This window comes from Kitasatospora sp. NPDC092286, assembly GCF_044755565.1.
GTDB lineage: Bacteria > Actinomycetota > Actinomycetes > Streptomycetales > Streptomycetaceae > Kitasatospora.
Genome location: NZ_JBIVRD010000038.1, coordinates 59,663 through 83,443, shown reverse-complemented (window position 1 = coordinate 83,443; position 23,781 = coordinate 59,663). Strand labels below are relative to the sequence as shown.

General features: G+C 70.4%; 25 protein-coding genes and 1 pseudogene. 21 read left to right on the top strand and 5 right to left on the bottom strand.

Going from position 1 to position 23,781, the window contains the following annotated elements; genetic code table 11:
- Positions 1–327: 327 nt before the first annotated feature.
- Entirely contained in the window at positions 328–789 is a 462-nt protein-coding gene (locus ACIQIB_RS30860) for a hypothetical protein (RefSeq protein ID WP_400762043.1), read from the bottom strand.
- On the bottom strand, positions 786–1,799 hold the full coding sequence (locus ACIQIB_RS30855; RefSeq protein ID WP_400762041.1) for a Scr1 family TA system antitoxin-like transcriptional regulator: 1,014 nt from the start codon (positions 1,797–1,799) through the stop codon (positions 786–788). Before ACIQIB_RS30855 ends, ACIQIB_RS30860 begins: the two co-directional genes overlap by 4 nt.
- A 455-nt stretch (positions 1,800–2,254) precedes the next feature.
- On the opposite strand from ACIQIB_RS30855, the gene ACIQIB_RS30850 reads away from it, so the two are divergent.
- From ACIQIB_RS30850 to ACIQIB_RS30785, 14 genes are all read left to right on the top strand, one after another.
- On the top strand, positions 2,255–2,545 hold the full coding sequence (locus ACIQIB_RS30850) for a hypothetical protein (protein WP_400762040.1): 291 nt from the start codon (positions 2,255–2,257) through the stop codon (positions 2,543–2,545).
- A complete protein-coding gene (locus ACIQIB_RS30845; protein ID WP_400762038.1) occupies positions 2,542–2,988 on the top strand; it encodes a 6-pyruvoyl trahydropterin synthase family protein in 447 nt (148 codons plus the stop codon). Before ACIQIB_RS30850 ends, ACIQIB_RS30845 begins: the two co-directional genes overlap by 4 nt.
- Positions 2,985–3,731: a 7-carboxy-7-deazaguanine synthase QueE gene (locus ACIQIB_RS30840; RefSeq protein ID WP_400762036.1), complete on the top strand. Its 747-nt coding sequence runs from the start codon at positions 2,985–2,987 to the stop codon at positions 3,729–3,731. Before ACIQIB_RS30845 ends, ACIQIB_RS30840 begins: the two co-directional genes overlap by 4 nt.
- A 49-nt stretch (positions 3,732–3,780) precedes the next feature.
- Positions 3,781–4,419, top strand: coding sequence for a GTP cyclohydrolase I (folE, locus tag ACIQIB_RS30835; protein ID WP_400762034.1), 639 nt, complete (start codon positions 3,781–3,783; stop codon positions 4,417–4,419).
- Positions 4,420–4,458: 39 nt separating this feature from the next.
- A complete protein-coding gene (locus ACIQIB_RS30830; protein ID WP_400762033.1) occupies positions 4,459–4,992 on the top strand; it encodes a phosphoribosyltransferase in 534 nt (177 codons plus the stop codon).
- A complete protein-coding gene (locus ACIQIB_RS30825) occupies positions 4,982–5,800 on the top strand; it encodes a class I SAM-dependent methyltransferase (RefSeq protein WP_400762031.1) in 819 nt (272 codons plus the stop codon). The genes ACIQIB_RS30830 and ACIQIB_RS30825 overlap by 11 nt, the downstream gene beginning before the upstream one ends.
- Complete coding sequence (locus tag ACIQIB_RS30820; RefSeq protein WP_400762029.1) at positions 5,797–6,519, top strand: dTMP kinase; 723 nt, start codon at positions 5,797–5,799, stop codon at positions 6,517–6,519. Before ACIQIB_RS30825 ends, ACIQIB_RS30820 begins: the two co-directional genes overlap by 4 nt.
- Positions 6,509–7,543, top strand: a complete 1,035-nt coding sequence (locus ACIQIB_RS30815; RefSeq protein ID WP_400762028.1) for a radical SAM protein — start codon at positions 6,509–6,511, stop codon at positions 7,541–7,543. The genes ACIQIB_RS30820 and ACIQIB_RS30815 overlap by 11 nt, the downstream gene beginning before the upstream one ends.
- Entirely contained in the window at positions 7,540–8,652 is a 1,113-nt protein-coding gene (locus tag ACIQIB_RS30810) for a DegT/DnrJ/EryC1/StrS family aminotransferase (protein ID WP_400762026.1), read from the top strand. Before ACIQIB_RS30815 ends, ACIQIB_RS30810 begins: the two co-directional genes overlap by 4 nt.
- Positions 8,653–8,731: 79 nt before the next feature.
- Positions 8,732–9,502, top strand: coding sequence for a dTMP kinase (locus ACIQIB_RS30805; RefSeq protein WP_400762024.1), 771 nt, complete (start codon positions 8,732–8,734; stop codon positions 9,500–9,502).
- A complete protein-coding gene (locus tag ACIQIB_RS30800; protein WP_400762022.1) occupies positions 9,499–10,230 on the top strand; it encodes an HAD family hydrolase in 732 nt (243 codons plus the stop codon). Before ACIQIB_RS30805 ends, ACIQIB_RS30800 begins: the two co-directional genes overlap by 4 nt.
- A gap of 7 nt (positions 10,231–10,237) precedes the next feature.
- On the top strand, positions 10,238–11,227 hold the full coding sequence (locus ACIQIB_RS30795; RefSeq protein WP_400762020.1) for a phosphoribosylaminoimidazolesuccinocarboxamide synthase: 990 nt from the start codon (positions 10,238–10,240) through the stop codon (positions 11,225–11,227).
- A gap of 94 nt (positions 11,228–11,321) precedes the next feature.
- Positions 11,322–11,984 (top strand): PolC-type DNA polymerase III, encoded by a 663-nt coding sequence (locus ACIQIB_RS30790; protein ID WP_400762019.1) that lies wholly within the window; start codon positions 11,322–11,324, stop codon positions 11,982–11,984.
- Positions 11,985–12,041: 57 nt separating this feature from the next.
- Positions 12,042–12,674 (top strand): disulfide bond formation protein DsbA, encoded by a 633-nt coding sequence (locus ACIQIB_RS30785; protein ID WP_400762017.1) that lies wholly within the window; start codon positions 12,042–12,044, stop codon positions 12,672–12,674.
- Positions 12,675–12,779: 105 nt separating this feature from the next.
- On the opposite strand, the gene ACIQIB_RS30780 is transcribed toward ACIQIB_RS30785, so the two are convergent.
- The 3 genes and pseudogenes from ACIQIB_RS30780 to ACIQIB_RS30770 form a co-directional block, all read right to left on the bottom strand.
- Positions 12,780–13,346 carry an NUDIX hydrolase gene (locus ACIQIB_RS30780; protein WP_400762015.1) on the bottom strand — a complete coding sequence of 189 codons (567 nt, stop codon included), beginning with the start codon at positions 13,344–13,346 and terminating at the stop codon, positions 12,780–12,782.
- Positions 13,347–13,551: 205 nt separating this feature from the next.
- Positions 13,552–13,782 (bottom strand): annotated as a pseudogene (locus ACIQIB_RS30775) (transposase family protein); the annotation flags it as partial.
- Between the two features lie 208 nt (positions 13,783–13,990).
- On the bottom strand, positions 13,991–14,629 hold the full coding sequence (locus ACIQIB_RS30770; RefSeq protein WP_400762013.1) for a GntR family transcriptional regulator: 639 nt from the start codon (positions 14,627–14,629) through the stop codon (positions 13,991–13,993).
- 104 nt (positions 14,630–14,733) lie between these two features.
- On the opposite strand from ACIQIB_RS30770, the gene ACIQIB_RS30765 reads away from it, so the two are divergent.
- The 7 genes from ACIQIB_RS30765 to ACIQIB_RS30735 all read left to right on the top strand — a co-directional run bounded on the left by ACIQIB_RS30765 (position 14,734) and on the right by ACIQIB_RS30735 (position 23,778).
- Positions 14,734–16,689, top strand: coding sequence for a beta-galactosidase (locus ACIQIB_RS30765; protein ID WP_400762011.1), 1,956 nt, complete (start codon positions 14,734–14,736; stop codon positions 16,687–16,689).
- Between the two features lie 9 nt (positions 16,690–16,698).
- On the top strand, positions 16,699–18,048 hold the full coding sequence (gcvPA, locus tag ACIQIB_RS30760) for an aminomethyl-transferring glycine dehydrogenase subunit GcvPA (protein WP_363609677.1): 1,350 nt from the start codon (positions 16,699–16,701) through the stop codon (positions 18,046–18,048).
- Positions 18,045–19,601: an aminomethyl-transferring glycine dehydrogenase subunit GcvPB gene (gene gcvPB, locus ACIQIB_RS30755; RefSeq protein ID WP_400652491.1), complete on the top strand. Its 1,557-nt coding sequence runs from the start codon at positions 18,045–18,047 to the stop codon at positions 19,599–19,601. The genes gcvPA and gcvPB overlap by 4 nt, the downstream gene beginning before the upstream one ends.
- The gene (locus ACIQIB_RS30750; RefSeq protein ID WP_400762009.1) at positions 19,556–20,704 is read left to right on the top strand and encodes an ATP-NAD kinase family protein; all 1,149 of its coding nucleotides are present in this window, start codon (positions 19,556–19,558) and stop codon (positions 20,702–20,704) included. Before gcvPB ends, ACIQIB_RS30750 begins: the two co-directional genes overlap by 46 nt.
- The gene (locus ACIQIB_RS30745; RefSeq protein ID WP_363609683.1) at positions 20,701–21,450 is read left to right on the top strand and encodes an SDR family NAD(P)-dependent oxidoreductase; all 750 of its coding nucleotides are present in this window, start codon (positions 20,701–20,703) and stop codon (positions 21,448–21,450) included. The genes ACIQIB_RS30750 and ACIQIB_RS30745 overlap by 4 nt, the downstream gene beginning before the upstream one ends.
- Positions 21,451–21,511: 61 nt before the next feature.
- Positions 21,512–22,828: an ABC transporter substrate-binding protein gene (locus ACIQIB_RS30740; RefSeq protein ID WP_400762007.1), complete on the top strand. Its 1,317-nt coding sequence runs from the start codon at positions 21,512–21,514 to the stop codon at positions 22,826–22,828.
- Entirely contained in the window at positions 22,825–23,778 is a 954-nt protein-coding gene (locus ACIQIB_RS30735) for a carbohydrate ABC transporter permease (protein ID WP_400762005.1), read from the top strand. The genes ACIQIB_RS30740 and ACIQIB_RS30735 overlap by 4 nt, the downstream gene beginning before the upstream one ends.
- The last annotated feature ends 3 nt before the right edge of the window (positions 23,779–23,781 follow it).

Below are 23,781 nucleotides of genomic sequence, written 5' to 3'. Positions count from 1 at the left end.
CCGGGCCCTCGGCATGCCCAACATCCGACGGCAGCCCCGCGACCTTCGACACAGGGATCACCCCAGATCAGCCGACGCGAACCGAAACACGGAGGCTAGGCGTGGGCGGCTCGCGCGGCACGTCGACCGCCTGATGGGGCCGTCTGCGTCCGCCCCATCCAGCGTTTGGCTGGTGGTTGACCCAGCGGCGGGAAGGCCGCGTAGACGTAGACGTCGTCCTCGCGGGTACGACGAGGGCGGAGAAGGCGTCGGCCCCGCACCAAAGTCGAACGGTGCGGGGGGTCGACGCCGCGTTCCGTGCGCCGTGACAGTGGCAGCGCGCGGAGTCTAGAGAGCGGCCGTGCCCTCGGTGTGCTCAGCGTCGTAGAACTCGGCGAACTCCGGCTGGTCACCTTCCCGAGCGCGATGCACAGCGGACCACTCGTCCTGATTAAGGACGATCTTGTCGTCCGCGTGGCCGTCGGTGCTGTCACGGAGTTCCACACCGCCGTCCGGAAGTCGCTTGATCGTCAGGTTGAGCGCGGCGCCCTCGGTGGTGCCGGCGTCGTAGAACTCGGCGAACGGTGGCTCCTTCGTCTCGAAGGCGCGGTGGGCAGCCGACCACGTCTCCGGCGTCAGGCGAATCTGGTCGTTCTCGTGGCCGGGCTTGTCATCGCCGAGTTCCAGACAGCCGTCACGGAACCGCTTGATCGTCAAGCATCCGGTGTTGCCATTGGAAGCGAACGACTTCACCCGGGCCGTGATGCTCTCGGTGCCGTCGTGGGCGTATGGGTCGTGGGACATCGTCACTGCCAGTCTTTCAGACGTCGGTGCAGAAGGTCGTTGGACTCTTCGGGCGAGAGAGCGAGCGCGGACAGGCGGGCCCAGGCTCGCTTGAAGCGGATCTCTTCGCGCTCCGACTCTTGCACAGTCCCAGCGGTGAGTGCCTCGGAGAACACGTACGTTGGTGCATCTTCCTCGTCGAAGCTGTACCGCTTGACCCGGAAGAATGCCCTGCCCGCGGCGCCCGACGTCTTGGGGATGACGTGCAGGACAACATGACCCTGGGCTGTCAGGTCCCTGAGAAGCGTCAGCTGATGAATCATCACATCCGGGTCGGTCGAGCGCTCGAACGCCAACTCGTGGACGAGCGTGTGTACGCGCAGGGGTGGGTTATCGAACAACCGCTGTTGTCGGCGACGATGGACTTCCAGCCACAGCTCCGCATCGTCGGGGCTCGGCTGTTTCCAGTAGTACTGGGCGTTCTCCTGGCGAGCGTTCGGATGCTGGAGGAGGTAGCCGAAACAGTCGTCGACGATCTCCTCCAAGAGAGCCGCCTTGGCCTCGACCTCGATCTCACCGACCATCTGGTGATCGAGGATCTCGCGGAAAGGTGCCCACCAGTGGACCTTGGTCGCGCTCTCCCGCAGGTTCAGCAGGCGTTGGCGGCGCTCCTCCTGTACGTCATAGAAGTCGAGTAGACGTTCCAGGGATCGCTCTGAGATGAGCTTGCTGCCGTTCTCCCATTTGCTGATGTCGCTGGCGTCGAGCCCGGTCCCCTTGGCTACCTCGCGCAGCAGGAGTGCGCCGCGGAGGGCTCCCAGCTCAACGCCCAGAGCGCCGGCGGTGATCGGTGAGAAGTGCGGGGGCACTCGGTTTCTCCCTTCTGGCTTGCCGTCAGTCTCCAGCGCCAACGGGAGTGTTGCAAGATTCAAGGGCAACCCCATTGGGTTACCCATTGGGGTTGCGCGCGCGGCGCGACCGGGTGCACACTCGTCATCGCCACGCAGCGCGGTCATCGTCTCACTGTCGGTGATCATGTCGTGCGCCTCGACAGCTGTACCCCCAGGTGATGGAGGCAGTCGTGCTGGCCCTGAAAGACAGATATGCTCACGTGTTCGTGTCGTGCCAGTTCCCTGCGGTAGAGCTGTCCGCCTCCAAGGCCCGCCGGTTTGTCAGGAGCGCCTACGAGTGTTTCAAGGTGCCGACGGAGACCGTCGAACTCATCGTCAGTGAACTCGTCACCAGCGGAGTTCTGCACACCCAACGCCCCGTACGCTTAACCCTGTTCACTCCTTCAAGTGGATTACTCCGCATCGGGGTTGCGGACACTGGCTCCGCGCCCCCAGGCGCCGGCAGGCCAGCCCCGAGGATGAGAGCGGCCGAGGGTTGGAACTCGCGGCGGCGCTATCCGAGTCGTTCGAGGTCGCGCCCATCCCCTCCCCGGCGGGAAGGTGATCTGCGTCTTGATCGCAATCGAGGAGGTTCTCCCCAGATGACTACCGGATTAGTAGCGGTCGGTGTCGTCAACCCGTCGTCGAATGAGGCTCTGGACGCGGCGACACGCCTGCTGGACGCCATGGACCAGCAGCACCTCAAGCGCCTGATGCTGCGCCTCGGTGAGCGTATCGGCGCTGAGGTCACCCTCGACGGCCAGTCCATCGTCCAGGGAATGGCCGCCCTGAAGATCATGCGCAGCATAACGAGGCCCGGTTGGGGGCTGCACGCCGATCCGGCCACTGTGATTCCGGGCGCACTCGTGCGAGAGGAGGCGGTGAAGTCATGAAGCTCTCATCCGCCAATGGTGATCAGCGTGGTAACGACTTCGGTTCCGTCCCCATGCCGCCTGGGGTCTTCACCATCGGCAAGAGGTTCGCCTTCGAGGCCGGCCACCGACTGCTCGGGCTGCCGCCCGAGCACAAGTGCTCCCGACAGCACGGCCACAGCTACGAGGTCGAGGTCATCCTCACCGCCCCCGGGCTGGAGGAGCCCGGCTTTGTCACGGACTTCGGCGCCCTCGGCCCGTTCAAGACGTTCCTCGACACCGAGCTGGATCACCGCAACCTGCACGAGATCCTCCCCTTCGAGCCGACCTCGGAGCGCCTGGCCCAGTTCCTGGCCGGCTGGTTCATCCAGAACCTCCAGCCGAAGGTTCCCAGCCGCCTGGTCGCCATCGCCGTCCGCGAGACCGAGAGCAGCTGGGCCCGTTTCGACGTGGAGGGGAAGTGACCACACCCCAGCCGATCACCGTCGGACCCGCGACGGACGACACGGCGTCCGGGCTGATCGTCGCGGAGTGCTTCGGCGCCGAGGTGCCGACCTTCCAGGGCGAGGGCCCGAGCTGCGGGCACCCCGCACTGTTCATCCGCCTGTCCCGGTGCAACCTGACCTGCGTGAAGTGCGACACGAAATTCACCTGGGACTGGACCCGGTTCGACCCGCGCAAGGAGTCGACGAAACGGACGGTGGCGGCCCTGGTCGCCTGGGCCGCGTCCTCGCCGGTCGAGCTGGTCGTGATCACCGGCGGTGAGCCGCTGATCCAGCAGGCGCGCTTGGTGGAACTCGTGCGGGAGCTGCTGGCCGCCGGGAAGCGGGTGGAGTTCGAGACGAACGGCACCATCGCACCCTCGCCGGAGCTGATGGTCGACGGGGCCCGGTTCAACGTGTCGCCCAAGCTCGCAAGCTTCGGCGTGGAGGAGGGCAAGAGCATCGTGCCCTCTGCGTTGGAGGCGTTCGCGGCGTCCGGGCGGGCGGTGTTCAAGTTCGTCGCTTCCTCGGTGGCAGACCTTGACCGGATCGCCGAGCTGGCCATCACCCACCGGCTCGCGCCGGTGTGGGTGATGCCGGAGGGCACCACCGCGCAGGCGGTCACCGAGGCGACCCGGGTCCTCGCGGACGCGGTAGCGGCCCGGCACTGGTACTTCACCGTCCGGCTGCACGTGCTGGCCTTCGCGGACGCCCGAGGCCGCTGACCGTACGCACCCATCCGTGCCCGCACCCCCCAGAAAGCGAGATGAGTCCATGGCGATCTCCGTTGCCGCCTCAGAGGCGGCCCTGAGCGCCGCGGTGCCCGCGCCCGGCCGGCCCGCCCCGGCCATCGACACCGGCCGGGTCGCCAACCTGATCGCCCAGCTGCTGGTTGAGCTGGGCGAGGACCCCACCCGCGACGGTCTGGCCGACACACCGGAGCGTGTCGCCGCTTGGTGGAGCACCTTCCTGTCCCCGGACGACAGCGCGGTAGCGACCTGCTTCGCCGAGTCCCAGCTGAGCGGTCAGCTGGTTATCGTGGGCGGCATGAGCGTGTGGTCGCTGTGCGAGCACCACATGCTGCCCATGAACCTCCAGGTCAGCGCCGGGTACGTGCCGGACGGGGAGGTGGTGGGCCTGTCGAAGTTCGGGCGGATCGCCCAGCACTTCGCCGGCCGGCTCCAGGTCCAGGAGCGCTTCACACGGCAGTTCGCCGAGCACCTCACCGGCTTGATCGGACGCGAGGACGTCGCGGTCGTCGTACGTGGCCTGCACCTGTGCATGAGCATGCGCGGTGTGCGGATGGAGGACGCCCGGACCACCACGGTCCACACCGGCGGTGGGTTCGCCAGCGACCCGGTGCTCACTCAGCAGTTCCTCACCCTCGCCGCCGTCCAACAGCACACGGCCTGATCCCCGTTCGGCAAGAAGACCAAGAAGGAGGTGAATCCCATGGCCACATCACCGACGCCGTCGACGTACGGTGCTGACGGGTCCGGGCCCCTGCACCTGACGTGGGACGACATCGGCGCCGCGACACGGACCCTCGCCGAGCAGGTGGCGGCTGCGGGGGTGCCGCAGGTCGTGGTGGGCATCGTGCGCGGCGGCATGATCCCAGCGGTGTGGCTCGCCCATCGTCTCGGGGTTCGCGACGTGCGGAGCGTCGAGGTCACCCACACCACCAGCGACGGCATCAACGCCGCCAAGACCACGCTGCCGACCACCCGCAACCCCGCCTCGCTCGGCGAACTCGCGGGCCTGGACGTGTTGCTCGTCGACGACATCGCCGGCAGCGGCGCGACCCTGGCCCACACGGTGGACATGCTCCGCGACCTCGGCACCGCCCGGCTGCGCACTGCGGTCCTCACCGTGAACCGGGCCAACTGGACACGGGAGGCCGAGCCCCAGCGCGTCATCGACTACATCGCATCGCTGAACGACACCTGGATCGTCTTCCCCTGGGAGGGACAACAGCATGAGCGCTGAACTGGACGAGCAGTCCCGCACCCGGCCGGGCACGCCGATGATCGGCCCGTACAGCACCAACCAGATGGACGACTTCTACTCCGCGCTCGCACGAGGCGAGGCGAAGCCGTCCGGCCTGATGAACCTGATGCAGCACCTCATCGTCACCGAGCGGTGCGCGGACGGCGCGAACGTGCTCGACGTCTGCTGCGGCCGTGGACTGGCCCTGCCGCTACTGCACAGGTACGCGCCGAAGATCGCCCGCTATATCGGTCTCGACATCAGCCCGGACAACCTCGCCGAGGCCCGCGCGCGCCTGGCCGGTCTGCGGGAGGAGTACGGCAGCCCGTTCCCCGTCGACTTCGTCGAGTGCGACGTCTCCGACCCGTGGCCCCAGCTTCCGCCGTTCGACGTCGCGCTGTACACCTCGGCGCTGGAGCACCTGCCGTACGAACTCGGCGTGAAGAGTCTGGCCGCCACGGGGGCCGCGCTCGCCCCTGGGGGAGTGTTGTACCTGTCCACGCCGCAGGCGTTCGGGCCGCCGCCGCGCCCGTTGCAGTACCGGGTCCACGTGTACGAGTGGTCGCGTGAGGAGGTCGTGCGCGCCGTCGAAGCCGCCGGCCTGGTCGTGGATGACGTGATGGGGCTGCTGCCGCCCGAGCCGGACGAGGTGGCCGCCGAGCTCGCGGAGCGGTACGGGACCGGCGCGGTCGACTGGTACCGCGACCTGGCCGCCTGGGTGCCGAAGGCGCTGCTGGACACGGTGTCGTCCGTCGCCGTGCCCGACCGGGCGACCGAGCTGCTGTTCGTGTGCCGGAGGCCGGCATGACCGTCATCACGGTTCCCGGTCCACGCCGCACCTCGGACGATTCGGACCGGCCGCTGTGGGTGAGCGTGGAGGGTATCAACGGAGTCGGGAAGACTACCGCGGTCCGCGCGACGGCTGCCTCGCTCGGCTCGCGGTGCCTGCGGCTGGATGAGCTGACCGACCAGGCCGCCGACACCCTGCCCGGCCGGGTTATCGCCGCCCTCTCCGCGGATGGTGACGTCTGCTTGCGGACTGGGCACCCGATCGTGGAGACGCTGGCGCTGCTGGCGCTCAAGTTCCGTGAGGTCGAGCGCCTCACCCCCGAGCTGCTGGACGGCGTCGACGTGATCGTCGAGGACCGCGGCGTGGACAGCGTAGCCGTGTGCCAGGGGGCGATCCTGCACACCGAGCATCGGGCAACGCCCGCCCGGGTGGTGGCTGAACAGATCCTGGCCACCGCCCGCCAGTGGCGGTCGATGCCTGACGCCACCCTCCTGCTGACCGGCGACCGCGAGGTGTGTACGGCCCGGTTCGCCGCCCGGATCGGCCGCACTCTCCCGGCAAGCGCCCTGAAAGTGATCGAGCAGACCGAGCAACTGTACCAGGAGCTGGCCGCCGCCGAGCCGGACCGGTTCACCGTGATCGACGTGACCGGCTACGACCGGGAAGAGACCGGCAAGGCCGTCGAGGACACCGTCCGCGCCATCGTGGCGCACTGGGAGGTCGACCGTGCCTCGTGACGTCACTCTGCTGTGGGCCCTGCGCTCCCCCTGCTCGTTCGGCTGCCCGCACTGCTACTTCGGGGAGCTGGAGGAGCACAAGGAGGCGCCCCCGGAAGGCCCGGGAATGCTGTCCCACATCCCTGTCCGCGACCTCGACCGCACCGTCATGGAGGCGTTCGCGCAGACCCTGGCCGGCTCGCCGGTTGAACGGATCATCCTCGCCGGCGGTGAGCCGCTGGACTGGCTGCCCACCCTCAGCCTGATCAAGACGATCAAGGAAACCGGGTGCGAGGTCGTCGTAGCGACCAACGGCGTGCCGCTCACCCGGTCCGGCATCGCCCGGCGGCTCGTGGAACTCGGCGTCGACGGGGTCTCGGTGTCCCTCGACAGCGCGGACGCGACCACCAACGACCGGCTGCGGCCCTCCCGGTCCGGCCGGGTCGGCCACCGCGAAGTCCTGGCCGGTATCCGCACCCTGCTGAGCGAGCGAGGCTCCGGGCCCAGTCCCCGGGTCGGCATCTACACCGTGGTCATCCGCGACCGCCCCCACGAGATCACCGACGTCTCCCACCTCGCGTGCGAGATCGGCGTCGACTACTACGTCCCGCAGCCCATCTCCCTCCCGCCCGGCCACAAGCTCTTCGACGAGCGCTGCCACACTCCCAGCGACGTGCCCGTGGTCGAGGACGAACTGCGCCGCCTCCAACAGGACCCCGGCGGGCTCACCATCCCCGGCCCCGACTACATGCGGCAGTTCGTCGCCTCGATCTCCACCCAGGACAGCGGCCGGGTCGAGGACTGCTTCGGCGGAGCCCAGCTCTTCTTCATCCAGCCCGACGGCTCGGTGTGGGACTGCCCCTCCGACCGGCGGATCGCCGCCGCACCACCCCAGGAGCAGCGCACCATCGTCGACGCCGACGCGCGGACCCTGTTCGCCGACCGCCCGACGTGCACGGACTGCTCCCACTTCTCCCGGGACTGCGTGAACATGGGCCCGCTCGTGCTCGGCATGCCCCGCCTCCTCTCCCGGGAGGCGACATGACCGGTTTGCCGCCGCTCCCCTCGGCGCAGGGCCTCTGCGAGGGCATGCTGGCTGCGCTGGCCAGCATGCCTGCCCCGGCCGGAGCCGAGTTCACCAGCGGGTTGGAGCACGACCTCGCCGACGCGTTCTCCAGCCGACACGCGATCGCGGTGTCCTCCGGCACGACGGCACTTCACGCCGCGCTGTCCGCGATCGGGATCGGGCCGGGCGACGAGGTTCTGGTGCCGGCCCTGACCGTCGTCATGACCGCCGCGCCTGTCGTACTGCTCGGCGCCACAGCGGTGTTCATCGACAGTGACCCCTCGACGCTCGATCTGGACTTCGCCGACGCCGCCGCCAAGGTCACGGCCCGCACCAGAGCGATCGTTCCGGTGCACCTGTGGGGCAGAATGGGCGACCCGGCCAGCCTGCGCGCCTTCGCCTCCGAGCATGGGATCGCCATCGTTGAGGACGCCGCCCAGGCTGCGGGGACGTCGCGCGCCGGTGCCACGGCGGGAACGGTCGGCGCGGCCGGGTGTTTCAGCCTGAAAGACGGCAAGATCCTCTGGAGCGGTGAGGGCGGCTTCGTCCTGGCCGACGACAGCCAGCTCGCTGCCCACGCCAGGGCCTTCCGCAGCCACTGGCTCCAGCCCCCGGCCGGCAGCCACCCTCAGGAACGGATCGCCCTCAATGGGCGCCTGGCCGAACCGCTCGCCGCGCTCGCCCACGCCAACCTGCGCAGATTCCCGGCCTTGCTGGAGCACCGCCGCGCCCAGACCGCGTACCTGATGCGCGCCTTGGACAACGCCCGCGGACTCACGCCGCTGCAGCCGGCCAGCGACGAGACGTGGAACCACTACGCCCCGCTCTTCCACATCGGCCTGCCGAGCCCCCGGGCATTCGCCGAGCACCTCGCCCAGCAGGAAGTGCCGAACTCCACCGGCACCTTCCGACTGGTGCCGTGCGACACCCGGCCCATGTTCACCAGCACGGACCGGAAGCTGTGCCGCGGTACCGGTCAGATCCTGGACCGCACCCTCGCGCTGGTCCTCACCGAACGCGACGACGAAGCGGCGTTGAACCACTACGCCGCCGTCATCATCCGGGAGGCCGCCGCATGGCGCACGTGACCGACAGCCCGGAGTCCACACCGACCGAAACACCCCCCCCGGCATTTCCCCGCCTTCGCCGCCGAACGGATGCCGCCGCATGACGATCACACCGCAACTCCCTGCCTGCACCCGCGGCCCGCTGATCTCCGCCGAGGGTCTCAACGGAGTCGGCAAGACGTACCTCACCAACCGCGCCGTCGAAGGGCTCGGCGCCAAGCCGCTGATGCTGGACGAGTTCTCCCAGCGGGCCAACGGGCGCCCGGGTCTGGGCGAGGCCCTGCTGCGCTCGCTGCGCGAGGCCAGCGCGGGCGACCCGTTCCTGCGCGGCGGCACCCCCATGACCGAGGCGCTGATCCTCATGGCCATCAAGCGACACGACCTGGACACCGTCCTACCCGAACTGTCCAGCGGCCGTGTCGTCGTTGAGGGCCGCAGCGTGGACACCACCGCCGTGTGTCAGGCACTGCTGCTGCACCCCGGCGACCTGGACGCCGCTCTCCAGACGGCGGTCGCCCTACTGGGCCTCGCCTCCTCCTACCGGCCGCTGCCGGACCTCACGGTCCTGGTCACCGACGACGCCTCGAAGGCCCTGGAACGCGCGCAACGGCGGGACCAGTGCGTTTTCACCACCGAACAGGCCACGTTCATGCGCGAGGCGTGCACGCTCTTCGAGTGGCTGGCCGCTACCGATCCGGACCGCTACCGGGTCGTGGACCGACGCCACATCAACGAGTACGAGGCGGCCGAGCAGATCCGGGCGTGGATCGAAGGTGTCGGCGGCGGCCTGGGCTGCATGGTGGAGCCGTGGCAGGGCCCGGGAGCGGCGTGCACCTGCTGCGGCCGGCTCGCCGAGATTCAGTCGGCATGAGCGCGGAGCTTCGGCACTCGTCCCGCACCGAGCAGCCCTGCCCGGAGCGTTGTGTTCCCGCGATCCCCCGCGGCGTCGAGGCACTGATTCTCGACTTCGACGGAACTCTCGCCGACACCACCGGAGGTCATGAGGAGGCACTGCGTACGGCTCTTCTGCCGCACGGCATCGACCTGGATCACGACTGGTACCGCCAGCACGTTGGGCTGTCCATCCGCGACCTCCTGGCGGCCCTGCCCGGCGGCATGCCGCTGCCCTACAACGAGATCATCGCGAAGAGCCACGCCCACCTGCTGGCCGCCGTCCACACGATCACGTCGATCGCGTGCGTCGTCGCGCTCCTGAGCGTGGCGCGCCGTGCCCGGCTGCCCTGCGCCGTGGCGTCGGGCGCAAGCCGGTTGCTCGTCGAACCCGGTCTCAACGTTCTGGGCCTGACGCACGAGTTCGCGGCCGTCGTCGCACGCGAGGACGCCACGAACGGCAAGCCGGACCCGGAGCTGTTCCTCGCGGCTGCCCGACGCCTGGGGGTCTCGGCGAGCAACTGCCTCGCGGTAGACGACGCTCCAGACGGCATTGCCTCCGCCCGCGCGGCCGGCATGCGGGTGTTCACGGTGATCGGCGGCCACCTGGCTCCCGTCGGTGCTGCGGACAGCTCACCCGCCGGGGGCCGCGACGCCGCGGCACCGCCGGTCACCGCACCGCCCCGATCCGCAGATCCCGCCCGATGACGGCACGATGCCGTCGAACCCGAGGAGCATGATGCCCGTCCTCCACTCGACCAAGGACCTGCAAATCGTCGAACCGCCCACCGCAACCAGGGAAGGCGTCGGCATCTTCGAGTACACGGACAACTACACCGTCTTCCACTACGGCCGGATGCCGGACCCGATCCCCGGCAAGGGCGAGGCGGTCTGCCACATGGCCGTCGCCAACTTCGCGATGCTTGAGGCGGCCGGTATGCGGACCCACTTCCGCCGCTTCATCGCCCCGAACCGGATCGAGTTCACTCTCGCGCGCCTCCCGGACCTCACCGCCCGCCCCTTCACCCCGGAGCAGGGCAACTACCTCATCCCCCTCCAGGTCCTCTTCCGCAACGAGCTCCCGCCGGGAAGCTCAGTTCACCGGCGACTGGCCGCCGGTGAACTGACTCCGGCCGACGTCGGTCTGCACGTGATCCCTGTGGTCGGTGAGAAGCTGGAACGACCGTTCATCGAGTACGCGACCACCCGCGAAGACGTCAACCGGTTCATCGCCCCTGGAGAGGCCCAGCGTCTCGCCGGCTTGGACGACGAGCAGTTCGAGGCCATGCGCGAGACCACCGTCAAGGTCAACGAGGTGCTGACCGGGCACGCGGCCAAGATCGGGCTGAGCCACTGCGACGGCAAGGTCGAGTACCTGGTGGCGGGCGATCAGGAGTTGGTGCTCGCCGACAGCCCCGGCACTCCGGACGAGAGCCGCATGATGTTCAACGGCGTGCACTGCGGCAAGCAGGTCCTGCGGGACTGGTACGTCGGTTCAGGACACGAGATCCCGGTCAGCAGACTGATCGCCGAGGGCGTACCCAGGAGCCAGTGGCCGCAGCCGGCCCCGCTCCCGCCCGCGTTCGTGCCGGTGATGACGGACCTGTACCGGTCCCTGAGCGAGGCGTGGACGGGCGAGCGCCTGTGGGACGCGCCGGCCCTGGAGACCGTCACCCGTGCCGTCACCGAGATCATCGGCAAGTGACGGTTCATCAGAACGGCTGGTTTTCTGACATGCTCGTGTGGGCATGCCGGGCGCCGGTCGGCACCGGTGCGGACCTCGCGAGAACGGTGGAGACGTGGGAAGCCTGACCGACGACCCTGCCTTCCGAGCGATGACGTTCGTGGTCATCGATTTCGAGACGACGACGCCGACGGGCCACCCGGCCCAGCCGATCGAGGTCGCCGCTCGCGCTCTGCGCCACGAGGGCGGCGGATGGGCGCAGAGGGGAACAAGCGCGTCCCTGATCCGGCCGCCCGCGTTCGCCCCGGTGACGCCGGCCGATACCGCCCAGACCGGGCTGACGGCCGAGCAACTGCGGCAGGCTCCCACACCCGCCGAAGCGCTGGGGGCGCTGGACAGGCGGTTCACGGCCGGCACCCCGTACCTGCTGGTGGCCCAGCACGCCGCCACCGAGGCCAATGTGATCTACAACCAGCGCGAGCACTGCCCGGTGCTGGCCCGCGTCGACCTCCTCGACACGATCCCGCTGGCCAAGCAGCTCATCCCGGGACTGGTGAACTACAAGCTCGACACCCTGCTCGCGCACTTCTCCATCCAGCAGCCGGCGGACCGACACAGGGCATACGCCGACGTCGACGTCACCGCGCAGGTGTTCCTGCGGCTCGTCACCCTCGCGGACGAGAGCGGGCGCCTCAGCGACCTCGCGGCTCTGGTGAAGATCGCAGGGCGCACGGCCAAGTGCAATGTGCCCGTCCAAGGCGGGCTCTTCGACCTCTGACGGCCCCTGGGCCAGAAACGCAGCCCAACCACTCCGGGAGAAGATGGTGCTGATCTGATGACCGACACACAACTGGACCGCGAAACGGTCCCGTTCTGGTTCGACCCGCTGTGCCCCTGGGCATGGATCACCTCGCGCTGGCTGCTGGAGGTGGAGAAGATCCGGCCGGTGCAGGCCGACTGGCGGATCATGTCACTGTCTTACCTGAACCTCGTCCAGCGCGAGGGTAAGGGGCTCAGCGACGACTACCGGGAGCTGATGACGAAGGCCTGGGGCCCGGTGCGGGTCTGCGCCGCAGCCGCCGAGCACGACAGCCCCGCCGTGCTCGGGGCCCTGTACACGGCCATCGGCACGCGGCTGCACAACCACAGGCGCCGCGACGATCCCACGGTCATCACCGAGGCCCTGGCGGAAGTCGGCCTTCCCGAGTTACTTGCAGCGGCTGCCACCAGCACGGGGTTCGACCAGTTCATCAAGGACTCGCACCATGAGGCATTCGACGAGGTCGGCCTCGACGTCGGAACACCCGTACTGCGCATCCGCGGCACGGCCCTGTTCGGCCCCGTCGTCACGCCGGCTCCCCGCGGTGAAGCCGCCGGACGGCTATGGGACGGCTTGGTCGCCGTCGCGGAGACGGACGGCTTCTTCGAGCTCAAGCGGAGCCGAGACCGCAAGCCGTCCTTCGAATGAGCGAGCGCCGTCGGCTCGTCCGGCCCGGCTGACACCCGGCCAGGTGAGGCCCCGTGGTCGGCCTGCCAGCTGGGCGGGCCGACCACGGAGTGCTTGACGGGGTGGTCACCCGAGCCGAGCCGGTGCGCTGACCGCCCGGCCAACGCGGTGCCCAACGAGCCGCTCGGCGACAGCGAGCGGGTACCAGGCCGCGCCCGTCACCTCGGACTCCTGGAGGCGGCCCACATCCACACGCGCGTGAGCCGTCCTGAATGCGAATCCGATGTCCAGATGGTGGTGGGCGGGCTCGTCCTTGTCCGGCCGAGCCGGGACCTGGCCGTACTCGATATAGACAGGCGTCTGCGACGCTGGGAGCACACCGGCGGGGCTCAGCCCGGTCTCCTCCGTCAACTCGCGCAGTGCAGCAGTGCACAGATCGTCGTCCGTGGGCTCTAGGTGGCCACCGGGTTGCAGCGTGATGCCGTACGCCAGATGCTCGATGAGCAGGACCTCGGCGTCGTCCCGAACGAGGAACGCACCAACGGTCACATGCATGGGGAAGCTGCGTCGCGACGCGAAGTTCCGCCCTTCACCCAGGAGTCGCAGGGGTTCGGACAACTGCTCGGCCTCGTCCGGGTAGCGCTCAAGGTAGGCGGCAAGGACGCTCGCGATAACCGAATCACTGATCGCCACGGCGTGCCTCCACACCAGCCCGAGAGCAAAACTCCCGGTGACCGGTCAATCGGATGCGAGCAACGAGCGCTAACACAGTCATCTCCCACAAGGTGCGTGGTGTACAAGGAGGTTCGCACTCTACAAGTCATGCCTGAGCGGACACGCGCCAGCGCGCCGTCTGACCAATTTCCAACGGTGTACGGGCCCACGTGTCAAGCCCGAAGCGTTGAGCGAACGTGATCGGGCAGGCCGGGCGTCGGAGACGGACGCGGACCACGACCTGGCGGCCGTCCGCCGGCACATCCGCCACCGTCCGGCTGTGATATCGGTGCACTTTCCCTGTCGACACCCCGCACACCGGACAGGGCACCGGCACATCCCGGGTCCGGGCGGCGATCCGAATCACCTCGCCGTCGTGTGCCACGTCCTCAAGGACCAGGGTAGGCAGCCTCATGTCGGCGTGGATCGCGGCGAGTCTCCGGTAGCTGCCGTCGGCGTGCGCGGACTTCAGCGCCTGGTTGAACCGATCCCGGCCGGCCCGGTCGAGGTTGCGGCGGTCGATCCGGACGCGGGAGAGGCTGCCCGAGAGCTCGATCACCCACTGCCGGACGGCTCCGACCGGCACCACCGGCTGCGCGGTCCCCGAGCCGTCGGGCCCGCCCTCACGGGATGTGGGCGAGCATGCGCTCCATGCCGCCCACCCAGTTGGCCCTGAGTGCCCGGACGGCGCCGGGGAGGTCGTCCTCGAGGAGCCGGCGGGCGATCTCGCAGTGCTCCTCGGATTCGCGGGCCACCGGCTCGTCCTCGGCGACGACGAGGTTCTCGTAGCGCCGCATCCCGGCCTTGACGCCGGCGAGCAGGTCCAGCAGGCGCTGGTTGGGGCAGCCGCTGAGCAGCAGGCCGTGCCATTCGTCGTCGCGCCGGTCGACCGTGGCGTGGTCGGCCACCGGGTCGGGGAACTCCTGGGCCATTCCCAGCAGTTCCGGGGCGATCTTCCGCAGGTGCGTCGGGTCGGACGACTCCAGCGCGAGGGACTCCAGCGCGGCGACGATCGCGACCAGTTCGCGGAACTCCTTGCGGCTGACGGGCGCGAAGCGGAAGCCGCGGCCCTGGCTGCTCTCCAGCACCCCTTCGCCCGCCAGCGTGATCAGCGCCTCGCGCAGCGGGGTGCGGCTGACGCCCAGTTCGGCCGCCAGGACGGCCTCGTTGACGTCGGTGCCCGGGGCGAACTCGCCGCGGGTGAGCCGCTCCATCAGCTCGTCGCGGATCTGCTCGCGCAGCGGTCGGCGCTTGATCGCCATCGGGTCCCCAATCTCCGGTTCCGGCCTGGCCCTTGACCGGGTGCAGAGTACTGCACTATGCATTCTGAATACAAAATGCGGGTGGGGTGGACGGGAGACGGACCATGGGCCTGACACGGGTGCCGGGGCTGCTGTTCGGGGGCGACTACAACCCCGAGCAGTGGCCCGAGGAGGTGTGGGAACAGGACATGCGGCTGATGGCCGAGGCGGGTGTGAACATCGCGACCGTCGCGGTCTTCTCCTGGTCCCGGCTCGAATCCGCGCCCGGCGTCCACGACTTCGGCTGGCTGGACCGGGTCCTGGACCTGCTCCACGCGCACGGGATCGCCGCGGACCTCGCGACGGCGACGGCGACACCGCCGCCCTGGCTCGTACGGCGCCACCCGGAGGTGCGGCCCGTCGACGCGGGCGGGACCGTCCTGGAGTTCGGCTCGCGCCAGGGCTACTGCCCCTCCTCCCCGGTGTTCCGGGACGGCACCGTCCGGCTGGCGCGCGCCATGGCCGAGCGCTACCGGGACCACCCCGCGCTGGCCATGTGGCACATCGGCAACGAGTACGCCGACCATACGGTCGAGTGCTTCTGCGAGGAGTCGGCCCGGCACTTCCGCCGCTGGCTCCAGGCCCGCTACGGGACCCTGGAAGGCCTCAACTCCGCCTGGGGAACGTCCTGCTGGGGCCAGCACTACACCGGCTGGACGCAGGTCAACCCGCCCCGGAAGGCCCCCGGCCCGGTCAACCCCGCCCAGCTCCTGGACTGGCGCCGGTTCTCCAGCGACGCGCTGCTCGCCTGCTTCGGGGCCGAGCGCGAAGTGCTCAAGGAGGTCACCCCGGACATCCCGGTGACCACGAACTTCATGAGCATCCTGCACCACCTCGACTACTGGAAATGGGCCGCCGCCGAGGACCTCGTCAGCGACGACGCCTACCCCGACCCCGCCGACCCCAGGGCCCACGTGAAGGCCGCGCTCAGCTACGACCTGATGCGGTCCCTGAAGCGGCAGCCGTGGCTGCTCCTGGAATCGGCGCCGGGCGCGGTGAGCTGGCGCCGGGTGAACGTCCCGAAGGAGCCGGGCGTCATGCGCCTGCACAGCCTGCAGGCGCTGGCCCACGGCTCGGACGGCGTGATGTTCTTCCAGTGGCGCCAGGCCAGGTACGGCCCGGAGAAGTTCCACTCGGCGATGCTTCCGCACGCGGGGACGGACTCGCGCCAGTGGCGGGAGACGCTCGCGCTGGGCGCGGACGTGCGACGGCTGGCCGAGGTCGCCGGGGCCACGACAGCGGCCGACGTCGCCCTCGTACTGGACTGGGAGAGCTGGTGGGGGCTGGAGGCGCCCGAGTCCCTGCCGTCCGACCGGCTCAGGCTGCACGCACTCCTGCTCTCCTGGTACGCCCCGCTCCACGCCCGCGGCATCGCCGTCGACCTGGCGCCGCCCGGCCGCGACCTCTCCTCCTACAAGGTCGTCATCGTCGCGAACCTCTACCTGTGCACGGCGGAGCAGGCCGCCAACCTCGCCTCCTTCCCGGGCCGGCTCGTCGTCGGCCCGTTCAGCGGGGTCGTGGACGCCGCCGACCAGGTCCACGAGGGCGGGGCGCCCGGGCCGCTGCGGGAACTGCTCGGCGTGCGCGCCGAGGAGTTCTGGCCGATCCCCGACGGCCGGACCCAGGACGTCGTCATGCGGGACGGCACCCGGCTGACGGCCCGGACCTGGAGCGAGTGGCTGGACGTCGACGACGCGCAGGTCGTGGCCCGCTACCGCGGCGGCCCGCTGGACGGGCGCGCGGCCGTCACCCGGCGCGGCACCGCCACCTACCTCGGCTGCCTGCCCGACGACCTGACGCCGGTCCTGGACGAGGTCCTCGCCGCCGCCGGCGTCACCGGGACGGACCTGCCGGAGGGCGTCGAGGCCTGCCGCCGCGGCGACTTCCTGTTCCTGCTCAACCACGGGGCCCAACCGGCCACCGTCCCCCTGCCCGCCCCCGGGACCGACCTGCTGACCGGCCGTCTCCTGACCGGCCGCGTGGTCATCGCGCCACGCGACGCCGTGGTCCTGAAGCACTGAGGAGCACCCGTGACCCATCCCTACATCCCCAACGCGGGGGCCGAGACCCGGGCGGCGATGCTCGCCGAGATCGGTGCCCCGGACGTCGCCGAGTTCTACGGCGACATCCCCGCCGACCTGCGGCCGGCCCGTCCCCTCGACCTGCCCGCCCCCTTCACCGACGAGCAGGGCCTGGTACGGCACATGCGCGGCCTGCTGGCCCGCAACACCGACACGACGCAGGTGCTGAGCTTCCTCGGGCACGGCTGCTACCCGCACCACGTTCCGGCGGTCTGCGACGAGGTGAACGGGCGCGGCGAGTTCCTGACCGCCTACGCGGGCGAGCCCTACGAGGACCACGGCCGGTTCCAGGCCCTCTTCGAGTACGTCTCGATGATGGGCGAGCTGCTGGAGATGGACGTCGTCAACGTGCCCACCTACGACGGCTTCCAGGCGGCGGGGACGGCCCTGCGGATGGCCGCGCGCCGCACCGGCCGCCACCGGGTGCTCGTCAGCGGCGCGGTCGCCCCCGACAAGCTCGCCAAGATCCGCGACTACCTCGCCCCGGACATCGAGACGGTGCTCGCCCCGGTGGCCGCCTCGGGGGAGACGGGCGAGGTCCGCCCGGACGACACCTTCGCCGCCCTCTACCTGGAGACGCCCAACGTCTACGGCGTCATCGAGACCCGCGGACGCGAGCTGGCCGACCTGGCGCACGGCGCCGGCGCGCTCCTGGTGGTGGGGACGGACCCGATCTCGCTCGGCGTGCTCGCGCCGCCGGCGTCCTTCGGGGCCGACCTCGTGTGCGGGGACATCCAGTCGCTCGGCATGCACCAGCAGTACGGCGGCGGCCAGGCGGGCTTCATCGCCAGCCACGACGAGGAGCGCCTCGTCGCGGAGTTCCCCTCCCGCCTGTTCGGCATCGCCCCGACCGCGGTCGCGGGCGAGTACGGCTTCGGCGACGTCTTCTACGACCGGACGTCCTTCGCGCTGCGCGAGGAGGGCAAGGAGTGGGTCGGCACCGCGGCCGCCCTGTGGGGCATCACCGCGGGCGTCTACCTCGCGCTCATGGGCCCGCGGGGGATGCGCGAGATCGGCGAGACGATCCTCGCCCGGACCAGGTACGCCATGCGGGCCCTCGCCTCCGCCGGCGCCCGGGTCCGCCACCAGGACGCCTTCCACTTCCGCGAGTTCGCCATCGAGGTGCCGGACGCCGACGGGCTGCTCGCGGCCCTGCGGCGCGCGGACATCTTCGGCGGGGTGCGGCTGGGCCCCCGGGAGGTCCTGGTCTGCGTCACCGAGCGGCACTCGATCGCCGACATCGACACCCTCGCGGCGGCCGTCAAGGACGCCCTCTCAGCCCTCGGAGGCACCAAGTGAGCTCGCAGGGAGAACCGTTCGCGACGCTGCCGGTCGCACCCAAGCCCGTCCTGCGCCGCTTCCACCAGGCCCGCTGGGACGAAGAGATCATCTTCGAGCTCTCCCGGCCCGGGCGGCGCGGCGTGGGCGTCCCGGCCCCGGACGCGCCGCCGGTCGAGCTGCCCGAGGGCGTCGGCCGCCGCACCCCGCCCGCGCTGCCCGAACTGTCGCAGAACCAGGTGGTGCGGCACTACCTGAGGCTGTCGCAGGAGACCCTCGGCGCCGACCTGAACATCGACGTCGGCCAGGGCACCTGCACGATGAAGTACAGCCCGAAGGTCAACGACACCTTCGTGCGCGACCCGAAGATCGCCGAGCTGCACCCGCTGCAGCCCGAGGACTCCGTGCAGGGCGTGCTGGAGATCTACTGGCGGCTGGAGCAGATCCTCAACGAGCTCTCCGGCATGGCGCGGGTCTCACTGCAGCCCGGCGCGGGCTCGGCGGCGATCTACGCCAACATCGCCATGATCCGCGCCTACCACGCCTCCCGGGGCGAGGGCGGCCGGCGCGACCAGGTCATCACCACGATGTTCTCGCACCCCTCGAACGCGGCGTGCGCGAAGACCGCCGGGTACGAGGTCATCACCCTGATGCCGGACGCCGACGGCTGCCCCGACATCGAGGCGCTGCGCGCGGCCGTCGGCCCGCGCACCGCCGCACTGATGATCACCAATCCGGAGGACACCGGGATCTTCAACCCGAGGATCCGCGAGTTCGTCGAACTGGTCCACGAAGCGGGCGCGCTGGCCTGCTACGACCAGGCCAACGCCAACGGCATCCTCGGTGTCACCCGCGCCCGTGACGCCGGGTTCGACCTGTGCCACTTCAACCTGCACAAGACCTTCTCGACGCCGCACGCCTGCGGCGGCCCGGCGGCGGGCGCGTGCGGCGTCTCCGAGGCGCTGGTCCCGTTCCTGCCCGGCCCGGTCGTCGACCGCGACGGCGACTCGTACACGCTGAACTCCCCGGCCCGTTCGGTCGGGAAGATCCGCCCGTTCCTCGGGGTCACGCCCAACGTCGTCCGCGCCTACGCCTGGGTGATGGCGCTCGGCGCGGAGGGCCTGAAGGAGGTCGCGGAGACGGCGGTCCTCAACAACAACTACCTGATGCACAAGATCCTGCGGATCCCCGGCGCGTCCGTCCCGTGGGCGGACCGGCGGCGGGTGGAACAGGTCCGCTACTCCTGGCAGGAGCTCTCCGAGGAGACCGGCGTCCACTCGGAGGAGATCGGGGTGCGCGCCGCCGACTTCGGGGTGCACTACTGGACCAGCCACCACCCCTACGTGGTCGCCGAGCCCTTCACCCTCGAACCGACGGAGTCCTACTCCCGCGAGGACCTGGACGAGTACGCCGCGATCCTCGCCCAGGTGGCCTCCGAAGCCCGCGAGAACCCGGAGTTCGTCAGGAACGCGCCCTACAACCAGAGCGTCCACCGGATCGACCCGGCGTCCCTGGACGACCCGGCGCAGTGGTCGCCGACCTGGCGCGCCTACTGCCGGAAGCACCGCCGGTGATCGTCGGCCTGGTCGTGAACCCCGTGGCGGGCCTCGGCGGTCCCGTCGCCCTCAAGGGCAGCGACGGCCCGGACATCCAGGCCAGGGCGCTCGCCCTGGGCGCGGTTCCCCGCGCGGCCACCCGCGCGGCCGCCGCGCTGACGGCGCTCCACCGCCGCCGCCCGGACATCCGGGTGCGCACCGTCGCGGGCGCCATGGGCGAGGACAGCGCCGTCGCCGCCGGCGTCCCGTACGAGATCGCCCACCGCCCCCGGCCCGGGGCGGCTGCCGACGGGCCGGCGGACACCCGGGCGGCGGTGGCGGCGCTCGCCGGGGCGGACCTGCTGCTGTTCGCGGGAGGGGACGGGACGGCGCGGGACGTGCTGGACGCCCGGCCGCGGGGGCCGGTGCTCGGCGTGCCGGCCGGGGTGAAGGTCTACTCCGGGTGCTTCGCGGTCAGCCCGTCCGCGGCCGCCACCACGGCCGCCGCCTTCGACGGGACGACGCTCGCCGCGGAGGTCGTCGACCTGGACGAGGACGCGTACCGGTCGGGGCGGGTCGGGGTGCGGCTGTACGGGACCCTGCGGGTGCCCGCGGCCAGGGCGCGGCTCAGCGGGCGCAAGAGCGGGTCGTCGGCGGCGCCGCCGGGGTCGGCGGAGTCGATCGCGCGCCAGGTGGTGGCGTCCATGGCACCCGGTGCGGCCTATGCGCTGGGGCCCGGCGCGACGACGCTCGCGGTGGGGCGCGAGCTCGGCCTGGAGCTGACGCCGCTGGGCGTGGACGTGGTCCGGGACGGCGTCCTGCTCGCCTCGGACGTCACCGAGCAGACCCTTCACACCCTTGCCATGTCACAGGTCACACATGGCGTGTTGTCCGTCATCGGAGGGCAGGGCTTCGTGATCGGCCGCGGCAACCAGCAGTTCAGCCCGCGCGTGCTCGACCGGCTCGCCGGGATCGTGCTGCTCGCCACCCAGCAGAAACTCGCCGCGCTCGGCGGCCGTCCGCTGCTCGTGGACAGCGGGGACGCCGCGGCCGACGCCGCGTTCGGCGGGCACGCCCGGGTCGTCACCGGGTACCGCGAGTCAGTGATGTACCGCATCCAGTCAGCGAGTGAGGACCTATGAACACGTTGCGGAACAAGGTCGCCATCGTCACCGGCGGCGCCTCGGGCATCGGCCGGGCCACCGCGCGGCTGTTCGCCGCCGAGGGCGCGGCCGTGGTCGTCGCCGACGTGGCGGACGCCTCCGGCGTCGTCCGCGAGATCGAGGCCGGCGGCGGCCGGGCCGTGCCGGTGCGGGCCGACGTCTCGTCCGAGGCGGACTGCGAGCAGGTCGTGAACACCGCCGTCGAGAGGTTCGGCGGCCTGCACGTCCTGTTCAACAACGCCGGGATCATCCGCCGCCAGACCGCGCTGGAGATCTCCGCCGCCGACTGGGACCGGGTGATGGCCGTCAACGTGAGGTCGGTCTACCTGATGTGCCGCTTCGCGGTCCCGGCGATGACGGAGGGCGGCTCCATCGTCAACACCGGTTCCGGGTGGGGCCTGAAGGGCGGCGGCAACGCGCTGTCCTACTGCGCCTCCAAGGCCGCGGTCGTCAACATGACGCGCGCCCTGGCCATCGACCACGCGGCCGCGGGCATCCGGGTCAACTCGGTCAACCCCGGCGACACCATGACGCCGATGCTCCGCGACGAGGCGCGCCAGCTGCGGGCACAGTGGTCCGCCTTCGAGAAGGACGCCGCCGACCGGCCGATGGGCCGCGCGGGCTCGCCGGAGGAGATCGCGAACGCCGTGCTGTTCCTCGCCGGCGACGCGAGCAGCTACATCACCGGCTCCGCCCTCGTCGTCGACGGCGGCGGCCTCGCCTGACCCCGCCCCACCAGCTCCTCCCCACCCCGCTCCTCCCACGAGAGCCCCCAGGAGGCACCCGATGCCCGCTTTCCAGAGAAGAACAGCCCTGGCCGCCGCCGCCGCGGCCGTCGCCCTGTCGGTGTCCGTGTCCGCGTGCAGCGGGACCGGCGGCGCGGGCCCCGCCGGCGACTCCAGGGACGGCAAGGTCACCCTGCGCTGGTCGACCTGGGGCTCGGCCGAGGACATGGCGGTCTTCAAGGCCTTCACCGACGAGTTCACCAAGCGGCACCCGAACATCACACTGAAGCTCGAACCGGTCGCCTCCTACGAGGACTACCACCCCAAACTGCTCACCCAGCTCACCTCCAGGACCGCCCCCGACGTCTTCTACGCCGGCGACGACTACATCGGCAAACTCGTCGCCGACGGCGTGCTCGCCCCGCTCGACGAGCAGCTCGCCGGGCCCCTGAGCAAGAGCAGGCCCTCGGACTTCTTCGAAGGCCTCTACGGCGGCGCGAAGAAGGACGGCGTCACCTTCGGCGTCCCCAACGACACCAACCCCGAGGTCCTCTGGTTCGACAAGAAGGCCCTGGCCGCCGCCGGGATCACCGAGGACCCCGCCGCGCTGAACGAGTCCGGCCGCTGGACCATGGCCACCTACCTGGAGATGAACGCCAGACTCAAGGCCGCGGGCAAGTACGGCTCCATATTCTGGAACTGGTACGGCGCCAACTACAGCCTCGTCAACGGCTTCGGGGGCAAGGTCTGGGAGAACGGCAGGTTCGTCGCGCCGTCCGACCCGAAGGCCCGCCAGGCGTTCAGGACCCTCGCCGACGGCTTCCAGGACAAGACCTTCGCCTCCGCCGACCTGCTGCCCGAGGGCAACAGCGCGGCCACCCAGTTCGTCAAGCACAAGGCCGGCTTCTACGCCGGAGGCCGCTGGGTCGTCGAGGGCATCGACAAGGGCGGCGACCGCCAGAACTACGACGTCGTGCCGTTCCCCTCGGAGTCCGGACAGCCGATCCAGGGCGCGGTCGCGGCGTCCTACCTGACCATCAACAAGGACACCAGGCACATGAAGGAGGCCTTCACCTTCCTGAGCGAGTTCGTCAGCAAGGAGGGCCAGCAGCTGCGGCTCAAGGGCGGCAGCGCCGTACCGTCGGTCAAGGGCGCCGAGAGCCTGGTGACGGAGGGCAACTACCCCGCGCACGCCCAGACCTTCCTCGACGTGCGCGACAAGGGCTTCGCCAACTACCCCGACGAGGTCGCCGTCCCCGGCCTGACCAAGGCGATCAACGACCACCTCCTGAAGATCTGGGAGGGCAAGGTCGGGTTCGACGAGGGGATGACCCAGCTCCAGAGCCTGGTCGACGGCATGAAGGGCCCAAAGGGTTGAGCGCCGCCACCCGGACCACGGCCCCCCGGCGGGCCCGCCCCGTCCGCCCCGTCCGCCCCGCCCGCGAGCCGCTCTGGCGGCGGCGGGACCGCCGGTGGGCCGTGCTCTTCCTCGCCCCCCAGCTGCTCGCCCTGCTGGTGTTCCTCGTCGGCCCCCTCGGCTACGCGGTCGTCCTGTCCTTCATGGAATGGGACGGCATCGGCGACGCGACCTGGGTCGGGCTGGACAACTTCCGGACCCAGCTGACCGACCCGTACTTCGGCCGCGCGGTGTGGAACACCGTCAAGATCGGCCTGATCACCGTCCCGGGCGGGCTCGTCCTGGCCCTGCTGCTGGCACTGGCCCTGCACGGCGTGCGCGGCCGCACCGCCTACCGGGTGATCTACTTCCTGCCGGTCGTGACCAGCTCGGTCGCCGTGTCGGTGATCTGGCAGATGATCCTCGGCGGCGGCACCGACGGCATCCTGAACGGCACGGTGCGGGACCTGTTCGGGATCACCCCGCCGGACTGGCTGGCCGACCCGACCTGGGTCGTCCCCGCCATCGCGGTCGTGACGATCTGGTCGTCGCTCGGGCTCAACGTCGTCATCTTCCTGGCCGGGCTGGCCACGATCCCGCCGAGCCTGACCGAGGCCGCGCGGATCGACGGCGCGGGACCCTGGCAGATGCTGCGCTCGGTCACCCTGCCGATGCTCTCACCCACCGTCTTCTTCACCGTGGTGGTGTCGGTGATCAGCTCGTTCCAGGCGTTCGACCTGGTCTACGTCCTCGTCAACCCCGACCACAACGAAGGCGCCCAGACCATCGTCTACAAGGTCTACCAACAGGGCTTCCGCGAGTTCCACTTCGGCCTGTCGAGCGCCGCCGCGCTGCTCCTGCTGCTGCTGACGCTCGTCGTCACCGCGGTCCAGTTCAAGGCGCAGAAGCGCTTCGTCCACTACGAGTCGTGAGGC

Bases quoted from the DNA above. Each gene is read 5' to 3' on its own strand.
- ACIQIB_RS30855 (WP_400762041.1), bottom strand. From the start codon at position 1,799: ATGATCACCGACAGTGAGACGATGACCGCGCTGCGTGGCGATGACGAG.
- ACIQIB_RS30850 (WP_400762040.1), top strand. From the start codon at position 2,255: ATGACTACCGGATTAGTAGCGGTCGGTGTCGTCAACCCGTCGTCGAAT.
- ACIQIB_RS30845 (WP_400762038.1), top strand. From the start codon at position 2,542: ATGAAGCTCTCATCCGCCAATGGTGATCAGCGTGGTAACGACTTCGGT.
- folE (WP_400762034.1), top strand. From the start codon at position 3,781: ATGGCGATCTCCGTTGCCGCCTCAGAGGCGGCCCTGAGCGCCGCGGTG.
- ACIQIB_RS30830 (WP_400762033.1), top strand. From the start codon at position 4,459: ATGGCCACATCACCGACGCCGTCGACGTACGGTGCTGACGGGTCCGGG.
- ACIQIB_RS30825 (WP_400762031.1), top strand. From the start codon at position 4,982: ATGAGCGCTGAACTGGACGAGCAGTCCCGCACCCGGCCGGGCACGCCG.
- ACIQIB_RS30820 (WP_400762029.1), top strand. From the start codon at position 5,797: ATGACCGTCATCACGGTTCCCGGTCCACGCCGCACCTCGGACGATTCG.
- ACIQIB_RS30810 (WP_400762026.1), top strand. From the start codon at position 7,540: ATGACCGGTTTGCCGCCGCTCCCCTCGGCGCAGGGCCTCTGCGAGGGC.
- ACIQIB_RS30805 (WP_400762024.1), top strand. From the start codon at position 8,732: ATGACGATCACACCGCAACTCCCTGCCTGCACCCGCGGCCCGCTGATC.
- ACIQIB_RS30800 (WP_400762022.1), top strand. From the start codon at position 9,499: ATGAGCGCGGAGCTTCGGCACTCGTCCCGCACCGAGCAGCCCTGCCCG.
- ACIQIB_RS30795 (WP_400762020.1), top strand. From the start codon at position 10,238: ATGCCGTCGAACCCGAGGAGCATGATGCCCGTCCTCCACTCGACCAAG.
- ACIQIB_RS30785 (WP_400762017.1), top strand. From the start codon at position 12,042: ATGACCGACACACAACTGGACCGCGAAACGGTCCCGTTCTGGTTCGAC.
- ACIQIB_RS30770 (WP_400762013.1), bottom strand. From the start codon at position 14,629: ATGGCGATCAAGCGCCGACCGCTGCGCGAGCAGATCCGCGACGAGCTG.
- ACIQIB_RS30765 (WP_400762011.1), top strand. From the start codon at position 14,734: ATGGGCCTGACACGGGTGCCGGGGCTGCTGTTCGGGGGCGACTACAAC.
- ACIQIB_RS30745 (WP_363609683.1), top strand. From the start codon at position 20,701: ATGAACACGTTGCGGAACAAGGTCGCCATCGTCACCGGCGGCGCCTCG.
- ACIQIB_RS30740 (WP_400762007.1), top strand. From the start codon at position 21,512: ATGCCCGCTTTCCAGAGAAGAACAGCCCTGGCCGCCGCCGCCGCGGCC.